Origin of the sequence: Tsukamurella strandjordii (assembly GCF_039525985.1) — a bacterium.
Classification (GTDB): domain Bacteria; phylum Actinomycetota; class Actinomycetes; order Mycobacteriales; family Mycobacteriaceae; genus Tsukamurella; species Tsukamurella strandjordii.
Window position 1 is genome coordinate 291015 of record NZ_BAAAII010000005.1, and the last position, 19898, is coordinate 310912.

The following is a 19898-nucleotide window of genomic DNA, read 5'->3' on the forward strand; positions in this document are numbered from 1 at the left end:
GCCCTCCTCACCTATGGCCCAGCACACCTGCGGGCCTGTGGCGCCGTGCCATCACAGCGGCGTCCGAGAACTCACGTTAACTGATTCGACTATCTACGCCCCAGTAGGGTCGCGCCGCTGCGCCGGTCAGGCGCGTATCTTGGCTCGACGTGGGTGCCAACGAAACTCGGTTCCGTCCCGGCGACCGGTCGTTGGTGATCCGGGCGGTGATCGGCTGCGCGGTCGTGCTCGCCGTGGTGGCGGCGGGCCTGTTGCTGCCCCATCCCGCCCCGTCGACGATCCGGGCCTGGGCCGATTCGACGGGACCGTGGTTCCTGGCGCTGTTCTTCCTCACGCACGTCGTGGTCACGGTGTTCCCGATCCCGCGCACGATGTTCACGGTGTCGGCCGGGTTCCTGTTCGGCCCCGTCGTGGGCATCACCGTGTGCATGACGGCGTCGACGCTCGCCGCGGTGATCGCCTTCCTCGGGGTGCGCGCGATCGACCGGCGCTATCCGTCGGAGGTGATCGCGCGGGTCCGCGAACACCCGGCCTACGCGCCGATCGCCGCCCGTCTGCGCACCCGGGGATGGCTCGCGGTGGGGTCGCTGCGGCTCATCGCACCGGCGCCGTTCTCGCTGGTCAACTACGCGTCTGCGCTCTCGCCGGTCCGGTTCTGGCCGTACACGGTGGCGACGGTGGCCGGCCTCGCCCCCGGAACCATCGCCGTGGTGCTGCTGGGCGATGCGCTCACCGGCCGGTCCGAACCCTGGCTGGTGGCGATCAGCATCGGCCTGATGTCGATCGGACTGCTCGGCCTGGTCGCCGACGCCCGGATGCCCGCAAGTCGTCAGCCTTGATCAGGGGCAGCGCAAGCGTCTGAGCTTGCTAGCGGAGTCCGAGGAGCGCCGGGAGGTCGACGACGCCGCCGAGCACGTGGTCGGCACCGGCCGTCGCGAGTGCCTCGGGATCGGCCTTCCCGGTGAGCACGCCTACTGAGATGGCACCGGCGTTGTTCGCCGCCTGCACGTCGACGGCAGTGTCCCCCGCCGCCAACACGCGGCGGACGTCGCGGGCGCCCGTCTTCTCCATCGCGCGGTGGATCAGGTAGGGCGCAGGGCGGCCCGCCGCGACATCGGAGGTGGTGACCACCGCGTCGACGGTCGCTTCGGGATCGTCGCCGATCCGCCACCCCAGGGCGGCGAGCAGTGGGTAGGCCACGGCGTCGTCGAATCCGGTGGTCAGGGACACCGCGATACCGCGCCCGCGGAGCTCGGCGAGCGCTTGCGGCACACCGTCGATCGCGGTGGGTGGGGTGCCGGCGTAGGCCTGCCCGAGGCGCTCCCGGAAGCGCTCGAACCCGGCGGCGACGCGCTCGGCGGTGGGCTCGACACCTCCGATCCGCAGCAGGTTGGTGATGGCCTCGACCTTGTCGGTCCCCATCCAGGCCTGCAGATCCGGCTGCGCCACCGGGGCGCCGCCGTCCTCGACCGCGCCGCGCAGCGCCTCGTAGACCGCACCGCCGTCGTCGATCGTGGTTCCGGCCATGTCGAGTGCGACGAGGTCGACGGGAACGGTCATGCGTTTCTCCTGACGGGAAGGGATCGGAGCGTCGCCGCGGGTGCGGCGAAGAGGCGGTTCTCGACGGTCACGGTGGTCACGCCGGGCACATACCGGTCCTCGGAGTACTCGACGACGTCGCCTGCGGAATCAGTGGTGATCCGGCGGACCCGCAGCAGCGGAGATCCTTCCGGCACTGCGAGATCCGTGGCGTCCTCGACGGTGGCGGCCACTGCGTCGAGCTGATGGGTCGAGGCGAAGAGATCAGCGCCCGCGTCGAGCAGGAATCGGTTCACGGATCCGGAATCCGGGTCGAACTCCATCAGGCGGCGGCCCAGTTCCCAGGTGAAGTACATCTCCTCGCGCAAGGCGGGCGCACCGTCGAGCGTGCGGACCCGGCGCAGTTCCAGGACCGGGTCTCCCGCCGCCACCTGCAGCCATTCCGCGATCTCCTCGGTGGCGGGAATCCGGGCCTGGAGGGTGGTGCGCTGTCCCGGCTCACGGCCCTGCTCGGTGGCCCACGCGGTGAACGATCCCAGCGCACTGGCGGAATGGCTCGGCACGTTCCGGCGCACCACCGGCGAGCGCCCCTGTCCGCCGACGATCAGACCCTCGGCGCGCAGGGTCGCCAGGGCTTGCCGCACCGGACCACGCGAGGTGCCGAACTCCTCACACAGGGACGCCTCGCTGGGCGCCTGCTCACCCTCCGGCCAGTCCCCCGAACCGATCCGCGTGCGGAACTCGGCCGCGAGACGTTGGTGGAGCGGCTGACCTGCTGTCATGAGCTTGAGTATACAAGTGCGCCTGGCATCAACGAGGTCGATGCATGAACGGTCGATGAACGAATATCTACACGGATGTACACCGAGACAACTTGTATAGACATCTACCGCAGGGGCTTGTTCGAAACGGGGTGCGCACGCCAAGCTCGACGACATGGACAGCGCAGCGGACATCGTGATCGTGGGAGCCGGCGTCGTGGGACTCGCCCACGCGGCCGAAGCCCTCGCCCGCGGCCTGCGCGTGACGGTGCTGGAGCGCGATGCCCGCGCCGTGGGCGCCTCCGTACGCAACTTCGGTCACGCCTGTGTCACCGGGCAGTCCGGCGACCTCGCCGAGCTCGCCCACCTCGCGCGGGAGCGGTGGCTCGACCTCGACGACCGCGCCCGGCTCGGTGTCCGCGCGACCGGCGGACTCGCCGTCGCACGTCACGCCACCGAGCTCGCCGTCCTCGAAGAACTCGCCGCCGCCCGGCCCGGCGACGTCGAGCTGCGCACCGCCGCGTCCACCCGCTCCGAGCTCCCCGGCGGCGCCGACGACATCGTGGGAGGCGCAGCGCTCCTTGCGGACCTGCGCGTCGACCCGCGGACCACCGTCGGGCGCCTCGCCGCATGGATCGACGCCCAGGATCGCGCCGCGGTCCTCTTCCGCACTGCCTACCTCGGCTTCGACGGCACCCACGCCGTCACCAGCCGCGGCCGGATCGCTACCGACCGTGTCATCGTCTGCGTCGGCCACGATCTCGACCACCTCTACCCGGAGACGGCGGAGGAACACCGGATCGACCGCTGCGCCCTGCAGATGGCGCGTGCCGCCGACCCGGGTGCGCCGATCACCCCCGCGGTACTCACCGCGACCTCGCTGCTGCGCTATCCGGCCTTCGCCGGTACCGCCGCCGCAGGCGCGCTCCGCGACCGGATGCGCGCCGAGCGACCCGACCTGCTCGACATCGACGCCAACGTCATGTTCACCCAGCGGCCCGACGGCACGCTGCTCATCGGCGACTCGCACCACACCGAGGCCACCGTCGCTCCCTTCCTCGACGAGACGATCGCGGACACCCTGCGCGCCGAGGTGGCACGGGTGCTCGGGATCGCGGATCTGCGGATCGTCGAACGGTGGCAGGGCGTGTACGCCTCCAGTCCGCTCTGCCCCTACGTCGTCGCCGAGCCGCAGCCGGGACTCCATGTGCGCGTGGTGACCTCGGGTGTCGGCATGACCATCGCGCACGGGCTCGCCCGCCGCCACTTCCCCGCCTGATCCCTCCCCGACCACAACTCCCTCTTCCACCGCTTCCGACCTCCCTCGAAGGGCGATATCCCATGCGCATCACCCGATCCCTCACCGCGGCGGTCACTGTCGCCGCCGTCCTCGCCGTCTCCGCGTGCGGCGGCACCGGCGGCGGGTCCGGCTCCGCCGACACCGTGACCGTTTACAGCGCCGACGGCCTGGCCGACTGGTACAAGGCCGAATTCGCCGATTTCACCAAGCAGACCGGGATCAGCGTCTCGCTCGTGGAGGCGGGCTCCGGCGAGGTGGTCTCGCGCGCCCAGAAGGAGAAGGCCAACCCCCAGGTCGACGTGCTCGTCACCCTGCCGCCGTTCATCCAGCAGGCGCAACAGCAGGGTTCGCTCGCGCCCGCCGGAATCGACACCGGCTCGGTGCCCGCCGAGCTCAAGGCGAAGGACGGCACCTACGTGGCCGTGGTCAACAACTACTTCGCGATGATCCGCAACACCGCCGCGCAGCCCAAGCCCACCGACTGGGCCGAGTTCACCGGCCCCGCGTACAAGCAGAAGATCCAGTACTCCACGCCCGGCAAGGCCGGTGACGGCACCGCCCTCCTGCTACTGCTCCAGCAGATCATGGGCGAAGAGGCCGCGCTCGCCTACCTCACCGATGTGCAGCCCAACAACGTCGGTCCGTCGACGTCCACCGGCAAGCTCGGCCCGAAGGTCTCGAAAGGCGAACTGAGCGTCGCAAATTCGGATGTGCAGATGGCGCTCGCCGCGATCGCCGCTGACAAGGTGGCCTACGAGGTCTTCTACCCGTCCTTCGCCGGGAAGCGCAGCACGCTCCCGCTGCCCTACTACATGGGGCTCGCGGACAAGGCGCCGCACGCCGCGAACGGCACCAAGCTCATGGAGCACCTGCTGTCCAAGGACGTCCAGCAGAACGTCCCCGCCCGCGCCTGGGGCGCCCCGGTACGCACCGATGTCACCCCATCGGGCCCGCAGTGGGACGCTTTCCGCGCAGCGATCGACGGCGTCGAGATCTGGTACCCGAACTGGGATCAGGTACTCACCGGCCTCGACGCCGATATCAAGGCCTACGAGAAGGCCACCGGCCAGTGACCCGCCCGGAACGCGTGATCCGCGCGCCGCGGGGACTCGCCGACGACGAGGTGGACCGCACCGTCCGCCGTCGAGCGGCGGTGCGGCTGGACCGGGTGAGCGTGCGCTACGGCGACACGACGGCGCTGCGCGAGTGCAGCTTCGAGGTTGCCCGCGGTGAGACCGTGGCACTGCTCGGTCCGTCCGGATCGGGAAAGTCGACGGCGCTCAAGGCGATCGCCGGCTTCGAGCAGGTGGCCTCAGGCTCCGTGACGATCGACGGGCGCGATGTGACGCGCCTCTCGCCCGCCAAGCGCGGAATCGGCATCGTGGTGCAGAGCTACGCCCTCTTCCCGCACATGACGGTCCGCAAGAACGTCGCCTTCGGCCTCACGGCCCGCGGCGCCGACCGCGCCTCCGTCGCGCCTCGCGTCAACGAGGTGCTCGCGATGGTGGGGATGAGCGACTACGCCGACCGGCTGCCCGCGCAACTGTCCGGCGGACAGCAGCAGCGCGTCGCGATCGCCCGCGCGCTCGCGACCCGTCCCGGCGTGATCCTGCTCGACGAGCCGCTCTCGGCACTCGATGCGGGCATGCGCAAGGACATGCTCGGCGAGTTGCAGCGGCTGCGTGCCGAACTCCCCGAGGTCGCCATGGTCTACGTGACCCACGATCAGAGCGAGGCGCTGGCGCTCGCGGACCGGATCGCCGTGATGCGGGATGCGCGGCTGGAGGCCATCGGGAGCACCGTGGAGCTCTTCCACACTCCGCCGACCGCCTTCACCGCCACCTTCCTCGGCGGCGCCGATGTGCTCGCGGTCAGCGACGTCCGCGACGACGGGCTCGGATTGCGCGCCGCTTACGGATCCGCCGTCCTCACCACCACGCGCTCGGCGCCGGCCGGAGCGGACCGGATCGGCTTCGCGGTGCGCCCGTGGGCGTGGCGATTCACCCGCACCGCATCGGCCAACGGCGTGCGCGTGACCGTCGAACAGGAGCAGTGGCGCGGCGCCGTCCGACATCTCACCGCACGGGTCGCGGACACCGGCCAGTGCATCGGCGTGGACGTCCCGGTGCTCACCGAGGCGCCGATGAAGGCCGAGACGCTCTGGGCCGCAGTCGACCCCGCCGAGGTCATGGTGATCCCGCTCGACGCGGCGGGGGCATCCGCATGAGCACCGCTGTCGTCCGGCCGCTCATCCCGGCGGGCGTCGGTGTGCCGCGCTGGGTGTGGGCCCTTCCGCCGGTCGCCCTCATCCTCGTGGCCGTGGTGTACCCGCTGACCGGGATCGTCGCGCGGACCTTCACCGATAAGGCCGAGCGCCCGGCCGGCCTGGCCACGTGGCGCGAAACCCTCAGCGACGGCGCAGTACTCCGGGCGCTGGGCACCACCGTGCAGGTCGCGGCCCTGTCCACGATCGGCTGCCTGGTCGCGGGGACCTTCCTGGCGCTGGTCCTCGCCTTCGTCCCGTTCCCGGGTTCCCCGGCGGTGGTGCGGCTCATCGAGGTGGTGGTCTCCTTCCCGAGCTTCCTGATCCCGCTCGCCCTGGGAGTGCTGCTCGGCCCGGTGGGCGTGGTGAACGCGGCCGTCGCACCGCTCGGACTCTCGACGGGATCGTTCACCACCTCGCTGTGGGGCGTCGTGCTGGCGGAGATCGCCTTCTACACACCGTTCGTGGTGCGACCGATGCTCGCCGCCTTCGGGCAAGTGCCGACGGCGCAGATCGATGTGGCCTCGTCGCTGGGTGCGGGCCCGCTGCGGATCGTCGCCCGGGTGATCCTTCCCGCCGCGTTCCCCGCCCTCGCGGCCGCCGCCTCGCTGACCTTCCTGCTCACACTCAACGAGTTCGGGATCGTGCTGTTCACCGGCGCCAAGGATGTGATCACGCTGCCGATGCTGGTGTACACCCGCTCGATCGTGGGGCAGGACTTCGCGACCGCGGCCGTGCTCGCCACGGTCCAGCTCGCGATCTCGGTGGCGGTCTACCTGCTGTACCGCTCGCTCACCCGGAAGGTCCACTGATGCTGGTACGGAACGGAGCGGCCCGGGTCGCGGTGTGGCTCGTCTTCGGCGTGGTGCTGCTGGCCCTGGTGATCACGCCCGTCGTGGTCACGCTGGTCACCGCGTTCAGCGCCTCCTGGACCTCGGTGTTGCCGTCGGCGCTGACCACAGACCACGTGCGCGACGCCTTCACCCCGGAGAACGCGGCCAGCATCGGGGTCTCGGTGCAGTCGGCCATCATCGCCTCCGCCCTGGCCGTCGTCGCCGGCACCTGGGCTGCGCTCGCGGTGCCCGGCCTGCCACCGCGCCTGCGCGGCGCGGCGGACGCCTTCTTCCATCTTCCGGTGGCGGTGCCGTCGGTGGTGGTGGGTCTCGGTGTGCTGGTGGCCTTCTCGGCGCCGCCCGTGATCCTCGGGGGTACACCCGCGATCGTGATCCTGGTGCAGGCGATCCTGGTGTTCGCCTTCGCCTATTCGATGGTCTCCGCCGCTGCGGTCCGGCTGGATCCGATGCTGGACAAGGTGGGCGGATCGCTCGGCGCCGGGCCGCTGCGGCTCCTGGTGCAGGTACGACTCCCGCTGCTGTTCCCCGCCATCGCGGCGGCGTCGGGGCTGTCCGTGGCGCTGTGCATGGGTGAACTCGGCGCGACGATCATGGTGTACCCCGCATCCTGGCGCACCCTGCCGGTCACGGTGTTCACCCAGTCCGATCGGGGCGACATCTTCGGTGCCGCGGCCAACACCACGCTGCTCGTGCTGGTCACCGTGGTGATCCTGGGCGGGCTCTCGGCGCTCCGGCGGCGCGACCGGAGCTGACGGCCAGCAGGGTCGAGACCACATCACGCGGTGGGGCGTCCTTGCGCCGCACCGCGCGCAGCTCACGCCGCAGATCGATGCCGGTGGTGGGAATCTCGACCAGCCGACCGTCGCTGAGCTCCGCCGCCACCGCGAGCTCACTGAGGACCGCGGCGTGGTCGCCGACGCCCACCATGATCTTCACCGCGGCGTTGGTGCCCAGCGCGACCGCGTCGGGATTGGGCGAGAGGTTCTTCCGGGCGAGTGCCGCCACCAGTGCGTCGCGGGTGCCGGCCCCGGGTTCGCGGGTCACGAGGGACAGCCCGGTGAGTTCCTCCGCCGTCACCGGGCGGTCTGCGGGCCGCCGGGTCAGACGGTGTCCGGGTGCCGCGACGAGGACCAATCGATCAGTGCGGACGGTGCGAGAGGCCAGGTCGCGGGGCACCGTCGGACCCTCCACGAAACCGAGGTCGGCGATGTGCCCGCGCACGTCGGCGAGGACCGCAGCCGTGTTGCCCACCGTCAGGTGCACCGGCTCGTCGGTGTGCTCGCGGAGCCGCGCGAGCCAGGCCGGCATGAGGTACTCGGCGATGGTCTGGCTGCATGCGATACGCACGGTGTGATCGGAGCGCAGCGCTTCCGCACCGGTCTGCAACGCCGACATCGCCGCCACCACCGACCGGGCCCACTCGGTGACTGCGGCTCCCTCCGGGGTCAGCTCGGCGCCGCGGGTGCGCCGGTCGAGCAGATCGAGGCGGAGCTGCCGCTCCAGGTGCCGCAACCGCGAGCTGGCGCTGGGCTGGGATATCCCGCATTCGCGCGCAGCGGCCGAGATCGACCCCAGATCGGCGACCGCGACCAGCAGGCGCAGTGATTCCACCGCTGGCATGTCCATAGTGTCATTCTATGGGTAAATAGACGGGCTGTGGCTACCGGAAGGGAAGTTCCGAGGCCAGTGTGGTCGGTATGCACGTGATGACCACCGCCCCCAGCGCCGTCGAGCCCACCCGGTCCGGACTGCTGCGCGATCTGCGGAGTCCGTGGCACGCCGTATCCAACCTGACGCCGAACTGGTTCGCCTCGGTGATGGGTACCGGCATCATCGCCAACGCGGCCGTGGGACTGCCCGTGCACGTGCCGGGCCTGCGCGCGGTCGCGGCCGCCGTGTGGGCGCTGGCGGCGGTCCTGCTCGCGGTGCTCACGATAGGCACCGTCGCGCACTGGGTCCGGTATCCAGGATTCGCCCGCAGGCACCACCGTGACCCGGTGATCGGAAACTTCTACGGCGCGATGGCGATGGCCTTCCTCACCGTCGGCATCGGCGCAATTCTGGTGGGCCGGGATTGGATCGGGGTGAGCGCCGCGCTCGTTCTGGGCGTGGGACTGTGGGTGATCGGCAGCGCCTTGGGCCTGTTCTTCGCCCTCCTGATACCGGTGCTGATGCTCCGCGGTGGCCACTACCGTGCGGATGCGGCGTTCGCCGGATGGCTGATGCCCGTCGTCTCCCCCATGGTGACCGCGGCCGGCGGCGCAGCGCTGATGCCGTACACCGCCGAAGGAGTCGTGCGCAGCTCGCTGCTCTGGTTCAGCTACGGCTGCTTCGCGTTCACGCTCCTCGCCTCCCTCGTGGTGCTGCCCTCGGTGGTGGTGCGCCTCGTGCGCGGCCCCGCGTGGGCCGCGCCCGTTGTGCCGACCGCCTGGATCGTGCTCGGCCCGCTGGGGCAGTCGATCACCGCCGCGAACGGCCTCGGTTCCACCGCGCACCTGGCCGTCGGCGCGGATCTCGCCACCGCCCTCCAGCGCTTCGGCACGGACTACGGCTGGACCGTCACCGTGGCGGTGCTGATGTGGACGGGCGTGGCGCTCCTGCTGACCGCACGCACCGCCCTGGGCACCGCGGAGGGACTCCCGTTCGCCCCGACGTGGTGGTCCTTCACCTTCCCCGTCGGCACCTGTGTCACCGGATTCAGCGCGATGTCGGCGGCCACCGGCGCCGCCGGGTACGCCGTCCTCGCCGTCGCCTACTTCATCGGCCTGGTCGTCGGTTGGGTCGCCGCCGCTCGCGGTACCGTCAGCCGGGTGCTCGTCAGCGGCGCTCTGCTGCGGCACCCCGATCTCGCGGAGTGAATTCCCAGCCTTTCAGCAAGCCATTTCCCTTGCGTTAGCCGGATGCAAGCTCGTAGACTTGCGCGATGATCGTTCTCACCGCGGACCAACGGGGCAGCCGCTCGGACTCCGATCGAGTCGAGGCGGCACAGGCCGCCCTGGCGCCCCTCGGCTGGCTTCGCCCGCCCGACCGTACTGCGGGTGACGAACTGCAGGCCGTCACCGACGATGCGGGCGTCGCCGTCGATGCGGCCCTGACGCTCCTGTCCGACGGGCACTGGAGCGTCGGGATCGGGACCGGACCGGTCGAGACACCGCTGCCCCCGCAGACGCGGGCGGGCCGCGGCCGCGCCTTCGAGGCGGCACGCGAGGCGGTCGAGGCGGCCAAGGGCGCGGCGGTTCCTCTGCAGGTCCGTGGCGACGACGCCCACGCTGCGGCCCGCGCCGAAGCGATCCTGTCGGTGCTCGGCCTTATCGTGGGCCGCAGATCGAGGGAAGGGCAGGAGGTGGCGGCGTTGTTGAACACCGGCATCACGATCACGGCCGCAGCGGAACGGCTGGGCGTCTCGCGGCAGGCCGCCTCGCAGCGGGCGGCCGCGGCGGGTTGGGCGGTGGAGCCGGCGGGCCGGTCGCTCGCCGTCGAACTGCTCACGGAGGCCGATGCGGCGGCGGAGGCACTCGGATGATCGTCGCGGTGGTCGTCCTGCTGGTGCTCGCCGGCGTGGCTGGAATCCTGGCCGGCAGGGCGGGAACGGACGGCCGAGCGGGACTGATCCGCGCGGCGGCGCCACTGGTCTTCCTGGCGGCGGCTGCGGTCGTGGCGCTGGCCGCCCCCGCGGCGAGCGGATTCGGGCTGGCCACCGTACGGGTGGCGGCGGTTCTCGCCGCCATGGCGGGAGGCAGCGTCCTGGTCACCGCCACGTTCGTGCTCGCCGGTGCCAACGGTCGGGAGCAGGAGGAGCCCACGGAGGCACCCGCGAGTGTCGCCGGCCCGGCAGCAGCATCCCCGGAGGAGGCCGTCGAAGAGACCGATGCGGAGGTGGTCGAGGAGCCGCTGCGCGGCGGGCTCGCGATCGGCGTCTTGGAGCGCGCGGCGATCGCCGTGTGCATCCTCGCCAATTTCGCCGCCGGCCTCGCCGTGATCGTGGCGGCGAAGGGACTGGCCCGTTATCCGGAACTGCGCAACCCCGGCGCCGCCGAGCAGTTCATCATCGGCACCTTCGTCTCGGTGCTCTGGGCTGCAGGCTGTGCCGGGGTCGCGGTGGCCGTCGGCAGGTAGCTCAGGCCCCTTCCTGCGGCTCGGTGACGGGGAACCCCGGTTGCTGCACCTGATACGGCGAGCGCTGCGGCGGAGACACGGGCAGTGGCGCCGTCATCGGCTCCGGTGCCGCCGGAGCGTGGGGCGGCACGAGGCGGTCGGCCGGTGCCTCGGTCACCACGACCGGGGCCACGGGTTCCGGATTGTCGAACCAGCCGTCGGTGTCGATCTCCCGGTGCTCCTCGGGCTGCTGCTCCTGCGTCGGCTCGAAACGGAACACCCCATCGGCGCCCTGGGTTCCCAGGTTGCGCATGAATCCCTGCAGCGCGGCGTTGAAGTCGCTCGGCACCACCCACACCTTGTTCGCATCGCCCTGTGCCATCTCGGGCAGCGTCTGAAGGTACTGGTAGGCCAGCAGTTCCGGTGTCGGCTTGCCCGATTTGATGGCCGAGAACGTGGTCTCGATCGCCTTGGCCTCGCCCTGCGCCTCCAGATACGCGGCGGCGCGGCGGCCCTCGGCACGCAGGATCTCGGCCTGCCGATCGGCCTCGGCGGCGAGGATCGCGGCTTGCCGCTCACCCTCGGCAAGCAGGATCCGGCTGGCCTTATCGCCCTCGGCCGATTTGATGGCCGCCTCGCGATGCCCCTCGGCGGAAAGGATGGTGGCCCGCTTCTCGCGGTCCGCCTTCATCTGCTTCTCCATCGACTCCTGGATGGTGGGCGGCGGGAAGATCGACTTCAGTTCCACCCGGGCGACCCGCAGGCCCCACCGCGACGTGGCCTCGTCGAGCACGCCGCGCAGCTGGCCGTTGATCTTCTCGCGGGAGGTAAGCGTCTCTTCCAGAGTCATACCTCCGACCACGTTGCGCAGGGTGGTGGTGGTGATCTGCTCGACGCCCACCACGTAGTTGCTGATCTCGTAGACCGCGGCCTCGGGGCGCGTCACCTGGAAGTAGACGACCGTGTCGATCTGGACCGTCAGATTGTCCTGCGTGATCACCGGCTGGGGCGGGAACGAGACCACCTGCTCGCGCAGGTCCACGCGGGCCCGGACGGTGTCGATGAACGGGATCAGCAGCGCGAGCTGTCCCGAGACCGTGCGCGTGTAGCGACCGAGCCGTTCGATCACTGCGGCCTGCGCCTGCGGCACCAACACCAACGATTTGAACAAGATGAACGCCGCTGCGATGACCAGAAGCACGAGTACGGCGATGCCGATTTCCATTGCTCTTCCCTTTCTTCGCCGGCGATCCGGCTCAGCTGTCCACGACAATGGCGACGGCGCCGTCGATCTCGACGATCGTCACCTCGACTCCGGCCGGGATGGGCGCACCGTCGTACGGTGTGCGCGCCGACCACTCCTCGCCGCTCACCAGAACACGGCCGCCGTCGGCGGAGACGTCCGCGGAGACCACGGCCTTCATTCCGGGGAGCGACTCCAGGTACGACGGCGCGTCGCCCCGCTTGCGTTCGACGTAGCGCCGCAGCGGAGGCCTGGCGAGTACCAGCAGCAACACCGAAGAGACCACGAAGACGATGCCCTGAGCCCAGGGCGGGAGATCGAAAACGCCTGTCGCCCCGGCGGTGACGAGCGCTCCGCCGCCGAGCATCAACAGCGTGAACTCGCCGGCCGCCGTTTCCGCGACGGCCAGCAGAATCGCTCCGATCAGCCACAGCGCCGCTGCCATACCTCGATCCTGCCAGAAGTCGGACATCGGTGACGGCGACCAGGATGAGTTAGGGTCACCTGAGTAGCTGATCGGAGGGGACGATGCACACCCAGGGCGAGAGCCGGTACTTCACCACGCGCGACGGACGGCGGTTGCACGCGGCGGTGCTGTCCGGTCCGGAGGCGCCGATCGCGGTCTTCGAGGCGGGCGCCGCGGCGAGCCGATCCTCTTGGGCCGCCGTTCAACCCGCGGTCGCGCAGTTCACGACGGCGATCGCCTACGATCGGTCCGGCCTCGGGCGCAGCGCCCCCGATCCCGGTGCCCGCACCCTTGACCGGATGGCCGACGACCTCAACGACCTGCTCGACGACATCGGAGCCGACCGGAGGCCCGATCAGCGCTTCATCCTGGTGGGCCACAGCGCCGGAGGACCGATCGTGCGGCTCGCGGCCTCCCGCCGTCCCGACCGGGTGGCCGGCCTGGTGCTCGTCGATCCCACCGACGAGGCCGCAGACGTCTTGTTCGGCACGGGATTCAAGGTCGTCGAGTCCGCGATGATCGCGGCGAGCCGGATATTGGCCCGTGTGGGTCTGCTCGGCAGACTCTTCGCCGGGCAGCTCCACGGTGCGCCCACAGACGTCCGTGCCGATATGGAGCGCGAGGCCTTCACGCCCGGGGTGATCGACACCCAGGCGAGGCAGGCGAAGACCTTCCTGCGCGAACTGAAGACTTGGCGTACGAACGCGCCCGCGCTCGGCACCATCCCGGTCACCGTGATCTCCGGGGCGAAACCAGGCGACGGCATGTCCGCATCCATGCGGGCCGCCGCGAATGCCTCGCACGCCACGCGGGCTGCGGCATCGCCGGCCGGCAAGCACGTCCTGGCACCGAATTCGAGCCATTACGTGCCGCTGACCGACCCGCAGATCATCATCGACGAGATCCGCGCCCTCGCAGACTGATCAGAGCGGAAACGGCGGGGCGCCCACACCGACCAGTCGGTAGGTGCCCCACACCGTCTTGTCGGTCACCAACGCCGGCGCGTCGGTTCCACCGCCGAGCGACACCGTCACGCTGCCGCGTGGCATCTTCTTCAGCGCCGCACCGATCTCCAGATCGTCGACGGTGCCGTACCAGTGGTACTTGCCGTCCAGGGGTTCGAGGTGTCCGGCCAATCGCACCGGCGACGTCGCCTCGTAGTCGCCCGACCGCAGGATCGCGACGCCCGCGTACACGCCCTCATCGCGGACGTGCTCGTTCGACAGGTCGATCGCGTCCCGGTCCGGCCGCGACGGCGTGCGACGCCCCTTACCGATCCAGCGTGCCGTGACCGGCGGCCGGGACAGCATCCGGGTGGCGCCCTCGGCGTAGGCCCACCGCAACCACGCCTGCAGCGTGGTCAGTTGCAGCGCGCGCTCCGCGGTGCCCATCAGCACCAGGTTCGGCACACCGTCGATCAGCATGCCCAGGTACGCCCGGTCGGCGTCGTCCGGTCCGACCGCCGCTGGCGGACTGACGCGCGGGTCGAGCGCAGGAACGGTGATCGGCAGCCTCGCCCCGGAGACCACGAGCAGGTCGTAGTCGGTCTCCCCCGCCGCGGTCGTGAGCGACCACGCGTCCCGGTCGGGGTGGAACCGAGCAGCGGTCACCTCCGACGGTGCCACGACGGTGCCGGCGAGTCCGGGCACCGCGGCGTCGGCGATGACGGCGATCCGCGCCTGCGTCACGCGAGGAACCCCGCGCGCTTCCAGGACCAGCGGGCGATGGGCCCCATGAGGCCGACGGATTCGAGGAACCGTCCCAGGTCGCGGAAGCCGTCCTGCTTCGCCTTGAGGTGGTGCGGATTCGTCACAGCGGCGCGGTACGCCGCCTTCGGATCGAGGCCGACCCGCGCGTACATCCGCGGGTTGGCGAAGAGCATCCGGAACCCGAAAGCCGCCAGCGCGTGCAGGTTTCCGACCAGGAGCGTCTGTGCCCGGCTCCGGGTGGACATCCCGCGGCGGGCGCCGTCACGGGCGTAACCGATGTGCCGGGCCTCCTCAGTGACGTGGATCTGCATCAGCCGCGCCACGATCGGCTGCAGCTCGGGATCGTCCTTGATCTGGCGCTGCTGGGCGTCGAAGATCTCCTCGCCGACCAGTGCGGCGATCCACACGGCCTGTCCCCGGATCACCGGTGCGAGAACGTACTTGACCACGCCGAGCTGCCAGCCGCGGAGCCGGAACGGGCGGGTGCCGATGCGATCGATCACCTTGCCGAACATCACCATGTGGCGGCACTCGTCGCCCATCTCGGTGAGCGAGTAGAAGGAGTCCCGGGAGGTGGGGTCGGCGGAGAGCAGCTCGCGCAGCAGCAGCCGGTTGAGCAGGTTCTCGAACCAGATGCCCATGGACAGCAGGTTGGTGACCTCCTGCTTGGACAGCTCGATGCGCTGCTCCTCGGTCATCTGCTCCCACAGGTCGGTCCCGTAAAGGGTGCACATGTGCGGCGGCAGGAAGTACCGGTCGGGGGCGATGGGGGCATCCCAGTCGATGTCGACGACGGGCGCGTAGGAGCGCTTGACGGAGCCGCCGAGCAGTCGGTCGGCGACATTCTCACGGGTACGTTCCGGCAGAGTCGTGTCGGTCATGTGGCGAACGTAACACCCGTGCCAGACAGAGTCCAGCATTGTGTCTATCCCTGCACGTCGCAGGCCTGTCTATTCGGCGAACTGCGCCCTGGCCGGGAGTACGAACATCCGGGCGTACCGTCGACCGGCTTCGAGGTTCGCCGTGCTCGGGCCCGCGTGGTCGGGGCCGTCCGCGGCACCGTCGACCGGCGACAGCGGCGTGAGCAATAGTGAATGCAGTTGCCGCACGAAGAAATCCGCGAAGGCCTCCACGTCGGCGTCGTCGCGGTACTCGCCGCGGCGGATCTCCCGCAGGAAGAACTGCCGCCCCTGCTGCATCTGCGGAGAGTCGCCGTGCACGTAGGGCAGCAGCAGGCCGGGGCTCACGGCGAGTACGCGCTGCAGTGCGCGGTGTTCCCGGAGGTACGCATAGGCGTAGGCGAAGCCCGCCGCGAGCCGCTCGCGGTTGTCCTCGATCCCGTCGGCGTAGTCGTGGATTCGGCTGTAGAACTTCTCCAGCTCGCTCGATACGACGGCATCGACCAGGGCTTCTTTGCCGGTGAAGTGTTGGTACAGGGTGGCCCGGGCGAGACGGGCGCGTTTGGCGAGCGCCCCCATCGAGATCCGGGTCAGACCCGCCTCGTCCACCCAGTCGAGTGCGGCACGCAGAATCTGCGCGCGGGTATCGGGTCGGGTCTGCGGTGCGGCCACCAGCGAATACTAGCGATCGCACAGCCTCCGGGGGTTCAGTCCTCCGGTTCGGTGACGAAGTCCACGAGCCGTTCGACCGCACCGATGAGTGAGGAGTCGAGGTCGCGGAACGAGGAGACCGCGCCCTGCACCCGGCGCCACCCGTCCTGGGGCGTGCCCCAGCCGAGGCGGGCGCAGGTACCGGTCTTCCAATCCTCCCCGCGCGGAACGTCGGGCCAGGCCGTGATGCCCACGGCGGACGGCTTGACCGCGGCCCAGATGTCGATGAACGGATGGCCGGTCACCATCACGTACTTGCCCAGCGACTGCGTCATCCGGGATTCCTTCGACCCGTCCACGAGGTGATCGGCCAGGACCCCCACCCGGCGGCCGGGTCCGGGCTGGAACTCCGCCAGGCGGGCACCCAGGTGGTCCAGTCCCTCCAACTGCTCCACGACGACGCCCTCGACCCGCAGATCGTGACCCCACACCCGCTCGACGATCGCCGCGTCGTGGATGCCCTCCACCCAGATCCGGCTCGGGAGGGCCACCTTCGCCTTGACTCCCTCGACCCGCGTCGACCCCGAGGCGCTGCGCTGAGGGCCCGACGCGGTGGTGACGCGCGGTTTGACGAGCGTCACCGGCGCGCCGTCGATGAGGAAGGCCGCCTTCCGCATCGCGAACAGCCGCACTGCACCGCGCGCGTCCTCGAGCTTGACGAAGTCACCGTCGTAGCTCTTGTCGAATCCGACCACGGCCCCGCAGAATCCGGTGGCCGCGTCCTCCGCGACGAGACCGCGCTCGGCCGCGACCTCGGGGACGGTGCGCGCTCGCTTGCTCGCGTGCCCGGCGTAGATGTCTCCATAGCTGTTCGCCACGCCGAACAACGGTAGTGCAGGAGGTGGCCCGAATCGGGGATCTACGGCGCCGGGTCGACGTACTGGGTGAAGCCGTAGCGTTCGTGCGGCCCGATGGCCCCGAACTCGAACAGGCCCTCCCCCTCCTCGGTACTCCCGTCCGGATGCCGGACGGTGCAGGACGCGAGGTATTCGATCGGGACCAGCATCGTCAGGTTCGGATCGAGCTCGGAGACGCGGAACCGGCGCCCCTCCACCTTCTGCTCGCCCTGCCACATCCCGTGCCGCCAGTCCTGGTCGAGGCCGTAGCCGGTGCCGAAACCGAAGTGGTTGGCGGTGCGGACGCGCACGTCCACCTCGGTGCGCGCACCGTCGGCGGTGGTGAAGACGAGCCGGGCGGTCGATGCCTGCCGGGTGCCGCTGACGAAGTCGATCTCGTGCGCCACGTGACCGAGCCATCGCGGCTCGCTCCCGTCGTGCGGGATCCACGTGGCGTCCTCGACGACCGGCCTCCCGTGCACGTCCTCCTGCAGGACGACGCAGACGGTGGCCTCGGCGGTGGTGAGCACCGAGTAGATCCAGAAGAAGTTGCCGGCCTCGGTGACGCGTCTGCCGGGCGGCTCCGCCTCGCCGACGGGACGCACGCCCCACGACCGGTCGCGGTTCCCGCGCCAGGTGCTCGCGTCGAACCGCTGCCCGTCCACGGCGAGTGCGCCCGCCCACGTGCCGACCTGGACGAATCGCTGGGTGTCGAAGGTGACCCGCTCCAGCTGGCGATGGAAGTGCCGGGGTTCGAGGTGCGCGGGACCGGTCGCGGTGAAGGTCAGATCGAAGGACAGGTCGTAATCCTCGCCGGGGTCGAGCTCCACCCGCAGCCGGGACAGACCGTCGATCACGGTGAGCCGCAGCGGCCCGACGACGGTGTCGGTGCGGTCGGCACCGAGCGCCTTCGAGGCGCGGAAGACGATCTGATCGTCGCCGTGCCGTGCGACGGCGAAGCAGTCGATCACGCCCAGGTTCGGATAGACCCCGAGACCGAGAACCAGGAAGGGATCGTCGGCGGTTCCGTTGTGGGCGTTGAAGTAGTACCGGTCGTAGAAGTTCCGGTCGGAGGTGGCGGGATGCCGGACCACCTCCGCGACCTGGTGGATCGGGTAGTCGTCGAAGGGCGACAGCGGCGAGCCGCTCTTCGGATCCGCCGTCATCCGACGGACTCCCAGTACGTGCCGTCGAGCATCTTCTCGATGCTCGCGCGGTGCAGGATCATGTCGTCGGGATTCTCGGCGGGCGCCGCCGCACCGAAATCGATGGCGCGGGTCTGGATCCGGTACATGATCACGCCGTGCACGATGGCCGCGTAAGCGGTGTAGAAGTCCATCTCGCGCGGGGTGTGGCCGGTGGTCTGCGCGTACTGTTGCTCGACATCGCTGCGGCGCAAGAAGTCCGGGAGGCCCGGGAGGCCGGCCAGCTCGGCGAGGTCCTGGAAGAACCGGTGCAGGTACACGAACCAGCCCAGGTCCAGTTCCGGCGGGCCGATGGTGGCCATCTCCCAATCGAGCACGGCGATCGGCGTGTTCTCCGCGTAGATCAGGTTGCCGATGCGGGCGTCGCCCCAGTTGAGGACCGCGTCGTCGTGCGCCGGGAGGTGCTCGGCGGCCCACGGCAGTGCCCGGTCCAGGATCGGCGCCCGACGGTGGCCGTCGGCGGCCCAGTCGTAGAACTCGCCGAGGCGCCGCAGGTGTGCGGCCAGCGCGCTCTCCCCCGGCTGCGGTCCGGGCATCGGAAGCGGCGCCGCGGGCACCGGGACCGCGTGGATCGCGGCGATCACGTCCACGGAGGCGTCGCGCAAGGCCGCACGGTCGGCGGTGGTCGCCTCGGGCCGCCAGGCGCCGAAGGTGTACGGCATCACGTCGGGCGGGACCTCGCCGTCGATCCGTTCCATCACCAGGAACGGCGCGCCCAGGATAGCCGGGTCCTCCTCGACCCACAGACACGACGGTACGGGAACGCCGTGGTCGGCGGCGTGCCGCATCACGGCGAACTGCGCCGGCAGGTCGTAGCTGGGGAAGACCGGGTCGGATTCGGCGCGGGGCGCCACCCGGATCACCAGGCGACGCTCCTCGCCGCCGAGGCGGACGGTGCCGAGCAGCGTCTCACTCGACATGCCGTTGCCCTCGGGGAGCTGCAGGTCCACGATGCGGGCGCCGGGTTCCCGGGCGTCGAACCAGGCCGCGAGCTGCTGCTGGACCTCCTCCGGTCGCCGCTGGGAGGAAGCCGGGCGGGCCTGCTCGGCGAAGGTCTCGGACTCGGTCATGCCGGTCAGGGTAGGCCCGTGAGCACTTTGCTAGAACATGTTTCACCGAATCGCCGGGGGTCGCCCGTGTCGACCGTCCGCGCGAACGGGCCTACCCTTGATCCTCATGACCTCCGTGGCAACCCTCGCCCGACGCGCCACCGCGGGGCCCGCGCAGGGCTTCGCGGTGTGGTCCGCGGCATGGCTGGCCGGGTCCGCCGGCACCGACGACGTGCTCACGGCGCTCGCCGAGTGGGCACCGGTGCAGTCCGTGGTCGACGGTGACCTGCCGGATCTGCTGGCCGAACTGCGCGCACTCGATCCGCACACCGTCCGGCTGCTGCTCCCGGCCCCCGGCGACGCCCGCGGTCTCCCCGCGGGCACCGACCTGGAGGACGCGGCGATGGCCCGGGGCGAGGTGGTGTTGTTCGACGGCGCCACCGCGACCATCGCGCTGGTGCCCACGCCCGAGGCCGGCGACGTGATGCGCTGGCAGGCCTTCCTGCACGAACCGCCGCTGGTCGACCCCGATCCGATCGCCCTCGGTGCGGCCGAACACTCGCTGCGTGACGCGGTGCGCGAGGCCCCGTCGGCGCTGGCGAGCCTGCCCCCGGCGCCGGACGCCTCGTCCGATCCGCGACGGCTGGTGATGGATCTGACCCGGTACCTCGGCGCACATCGTCTGCCGCGCGGCGCCTCGGAGCGGGCGCACCGGGTGCTCGACAGTGCGGGGATGGTGGAGGCGATCCTGCTGGTGGCGGGAGCGGAGAACCCCTACGCCGGACTCACCCTGGCCTCCGCGCAGGGCGGCGACGCCGCCTACCGGGACCTGTGGCGCACCGTCCGCGCCGCCCGCGTCGCCGCCGTCAATGCGGTGTGCCGCGAGGAACTGCGGACCTCGTTCTGAAACCGGCGTCCCGTCGGGTCATGATCGACATGTCGCACCCTGGTCCGGATGCGGCCCGGTT

At 70.6% G+C, this 19898-nt stretch carries 22 protein-coding genes; 11 read left to right on the forward strand and 11 right to left on the reverse strand.

Translation table 11 applies throughout. The annotated features are described in order from the left end of the window. Positions 1-149: 149 nt before the first annotated feature. Positions 150-839, forward strand: coding sequence for a TVP38/TMEM64 family protein (locus ABD108_RS10455; RefSeq protein WP_343930231.1), 690 nt, complete (start codon positions 150-152; stop codon positions 837-839). 28 nt (positions 840-867) lie between these two features. Here ABD108_RS10455 and ABD108_RS10460 read toward each other — a convergent pair whose 3' ends face one another. Both ABD108_RS10460 and ABD108_RS10465 read right to left on the reverse strand, forming a co-directional pair. Beyond that, positions 868-1560: a phosphonatase-like hydrolase gene (locus ABD108_RS10460; protein ID WP_305110637.1), complete on the reverse strand. Its 693-nt coding sequence runs from the start codon at positions 1558-1560 to the stop codon at positions 868-870. Beyond that, entirely contained in the window at positions 1557-2321 is a 765-nt protein-coding gene (locus ABD108_RS10465; protein ID WP_343930232.1) for a GntR family transcriptional regulator, read from the reverse strand. Before ABD108_RS10465 ends, ABD108_RS10460 begins: the two co-directional genes overlap by 4 nt. A 154-nt stretch (positions 2322-2475) precedes the next feature. Between ABD108_RS10465 and ABD108_RS10470 the strand changes: the two genes are divergently transcribed. The 5 genes from ABD108_RS10470 to ABD108_RS10490 all read left to right on the forward strand — a co-directional run bounded on the left by ABD108_RS10470 (position 2476) and on the right by ABD108_RS10490 (position 7469). Further along, positions 2476-3579, forward strand: coding sequence for a TIGR03364 family FAD-dependent oxidoreductase (locus tag ABD108_RS10470; RefSeq protein WP_343930233.1), 1104 nt, complete (start codon positions 2476-2478; stop codon positions 3577-3579). A 62-nt stretch (positions 3580-3641) separates the two neighbouring features. Continuing rightward, positions 3642-4673 carry a 2-aminoethylphosphonate ABC transporter substrate-binding protein gene (locus ABD108_RS10475; protein ID WP_305110640.1) on the forward strand — a complete coding sequence of 344 codons (1032 nt, stop codon included), beginning with the start codon at positions 3642-3644 and terminating at the stop codon, positions 4671-4673. Beyond that, the gene (locus ABD108_RS10480; RefSeq protein ID WP_343930234.1) at positions 4670-5827 is read left to right on the forward strand and encodes an ABC transporter ATP-binding protein; all 1158 of its coding nucleotides are present in this window, start codon (positions 4670-4672) and stop codon (positions 5825-5827) included. Before ABD108_RS10475 ends, ABD108_RS10480 begins: the two co-directional genes overlap by 4 nt. Further along, positions 5824-6675 carry a 2-aminoethylphosphonate ABC transporter permease subunit gene (locus tag ABD108_RS10485; protein ID WP_425579775.1) on the forward strand — a complete coding sequence of 284 codons (852 nt, stop codon included), beginning with the start codon at positions 5824-5826 and terminating at the stop codon, positions 6673-6675. Before ABD108_RS10480 ends, ABD108_RS10485 begins: the two co-directional genes overlap by 4 nt. Beyond that, positions 6675-7469 (forward strand): ABC transporter permease, encoded by a 795-nt coding sequence (locus ABD108_RS10490; RefSeq protein ID WP_343930235.1) that lies wholly within the window; start codon positions 6675-6677, stop codon positions 7467-7469. The genes ABD108_RS10485 and ABD108_RS10490 overlap by 1 nt, the downstream gene beginning before the upstream one ends. Here the strand turns inward: ABD108_RS10490 and ABD108_RS10495 are convergent. Next, entirely contained in the window at positions 7414-8343 is a 930-nt protein-coding gene (locus tag ABD108_RS10495) for a LysR family transcriptional regulator (RefSeq protein WP_220658882.1), read from the reverse strand. The two genes, ABD108_RS10490 and ABD108_RS10495, sit on opposite strands and share 56 nt — an antisense overlap. A gap of 71 nt (positions 8344-8414) precedes the next feature. Here ABD108_RS10495 and ABD108_RS10500 point away from each other — a divergent pair, with 71 nt between their 5' ends. The 3 genes from ABD108_RS10500 to ABD108_RS10510 all read left to right on the forward strand — a co-directional run bounded on the left by ABD108_RS10500 (position 8415) and on the right by ABD108_RS10510 (position 10833). Further along, on the forward strand, positions 8415-9575 hold the full coding sequence (locus ABD108_RS10500) for a TDT family transporter (RefSeq protein WP_343930236.1): 1161 nt from the start codon (positions 8415-8417) through the stop codon (positions 9573-9575). Positions 9576-9640: 65 nt separating this feature from the next. Then, a complete protein-coding gene (locus ABD108_RS10505; RefSeq protein ID WP_343930237.1) occupies positions 9641-10240 on the forward strand; it encodes a hypothetical protein in 600 nt (199 codons plus the stop codon). Beyond that, positions 10237-10833: a hypothetical protein gene (locus ABD108_RS10510; RefSeq protein WP_343930238.1), complete on the forward strand. Its 597-nt coding sequence runs from the start codon at positions 10237-10239 to the stop codon at positions 10831-10833. The genes ABD108_RS10505 and ABD108_RS10510 overlap by 4 nt, the downstream gene beginning before the upstream one ends. A gap of 1 nt (position 10834) precedes the next feature. Here the strand turns inward: ABD108_RS10510 and ABD108_RS10515 are convergent, their stop codons facing one another. Both ABD108_RS10515 and ABD108_RS10520 read right to left on the reverse strand, forming a co-directional pair. After that, entirely contained in the window at positions 10835-12037 is a 1203-nt protein-coding gene (locus ABD108_RS10515) for an SPFH domain-containing protein (RefSeq protein ID WP_343930239.1), read from the reverse strand. Between the two features lie 31 nt (positions 12038-12068). Then, positions 12069-12500, reverse strand: a complete 432-nt coding sequence (locus tag ABD108_RS10520; RefSeq protein WP_220658887.1) for an NfeD family protein — start codon at positions 12498-12500, stop codon at positions 12069-12071. 83 nt (positions 12501-12583) lie between these two features. Here ABD108_RS10520 and ABD108_RS10525 point away from each other — a divergent pair, with 83 nt between their 5' ends. Further along, on the forward strand, positions 12584-13444 hold the full coding sequence (locus ABD108_RS10525; protein ID WP_343930240.1) for an alpha/beta fold hydrolase: 861 nt from the start codon (positions 12584-12586) through the stop codon (positions 13442-13444). Here ABD108_RS10525 and ABD108_RS10530 read toward each other — a convergent pair whose 3' ends face one another. From ABD108_RS10530 to ABD108_RS10555, 6 genes are all read right to left on the reverse strand, one after another. Continuing rightward, on the reverse strand, positions 13445-14209 hold the full coding sequence (locus ABD108_RS10530; RefSeq protein ID WP_343930241.1) for a DUF4873 domain-containing protein: 765 nt from the start codon (positions 14207-14209) through the stop codon (positions 13445-13447). Beyond that, positions 14206-15111: an AurF N-oxygenase family protein gene (locus ABD108_RS10535; RefSeq protein WP_343930242.1), complete on the reverse strand. Its 906-nt coding sequence runs from the start codon at positions 15109-15111 to the stop codon at positions 14206-14208. The genes ABD108_RS10530 and ABD108_RS10535 overlap by 4 nt, the downstream gene beginning before the upstream one ends. A gap of 69 nt (positions 15112-15180) precedes the next feature. Further along, positions 15181-15801, reverse strand: coding sequence for a TetR/AcrR family transcriptional regulator (locus ABD108_RS10540; protein ID WP_343930243.1), 621 nt, complete (start codon positions 15799-15801; stop codon positions 15181-15183). Between the two features lie 35 nt (positions 15802-15836). Beyond that, positions 15837-16658, reverse strand: a complete 822-nt coding sequence (locus tag ABD108_RS10545) for a DUF3097 domain-containing protein (RefSeq protein ID WP_305110650.1) — start codon at positions 16656-16658, stop codon at positions 15837-15839. 41 nt (positions 16659-16699) lie between these two features. Continuing rightward, positions 16700-17842, reverse strand: a complete 1143-nt coding sequence (locus ABD108_RS10550) for an Rv3169 family protein (RefSeq protein ID WP_343930244.1) — start codon at positions 17840-17842, stop codon at positions 16700-16702. Next, a complete protein-coding gene (locus ABD108_RS10555; protein ID WP_343930245.1) occupies positions 17839-18951 on the reverse strand; it encodes a phosphotransferase family protein in 1113 nt (370 codons plus the stop codon). The genes ABD108_RS10550 and ABD108_RS10555 overlap by 4 nt, the downstream gene beginning before the upstream one ends. Before the next feature lie 106 nt (positions 18952-19057). Between ABD108_RS10555 and ABD108_RS10560 the strand changes: the two genes are divergently transcribed. Beyond that, positions 19058-19837: a hypothetical protein gene (locus ABD108_RS10560; protein ID WP_305110653.1), complete on the forward strand. Its 780-nt coding sequence runs from the start codon at positions 19058-19060 to the stop codon at positions 19835-19837. The last annotated feature ends 61 nt before the right edge of the window (positions 19838-19898 follow it).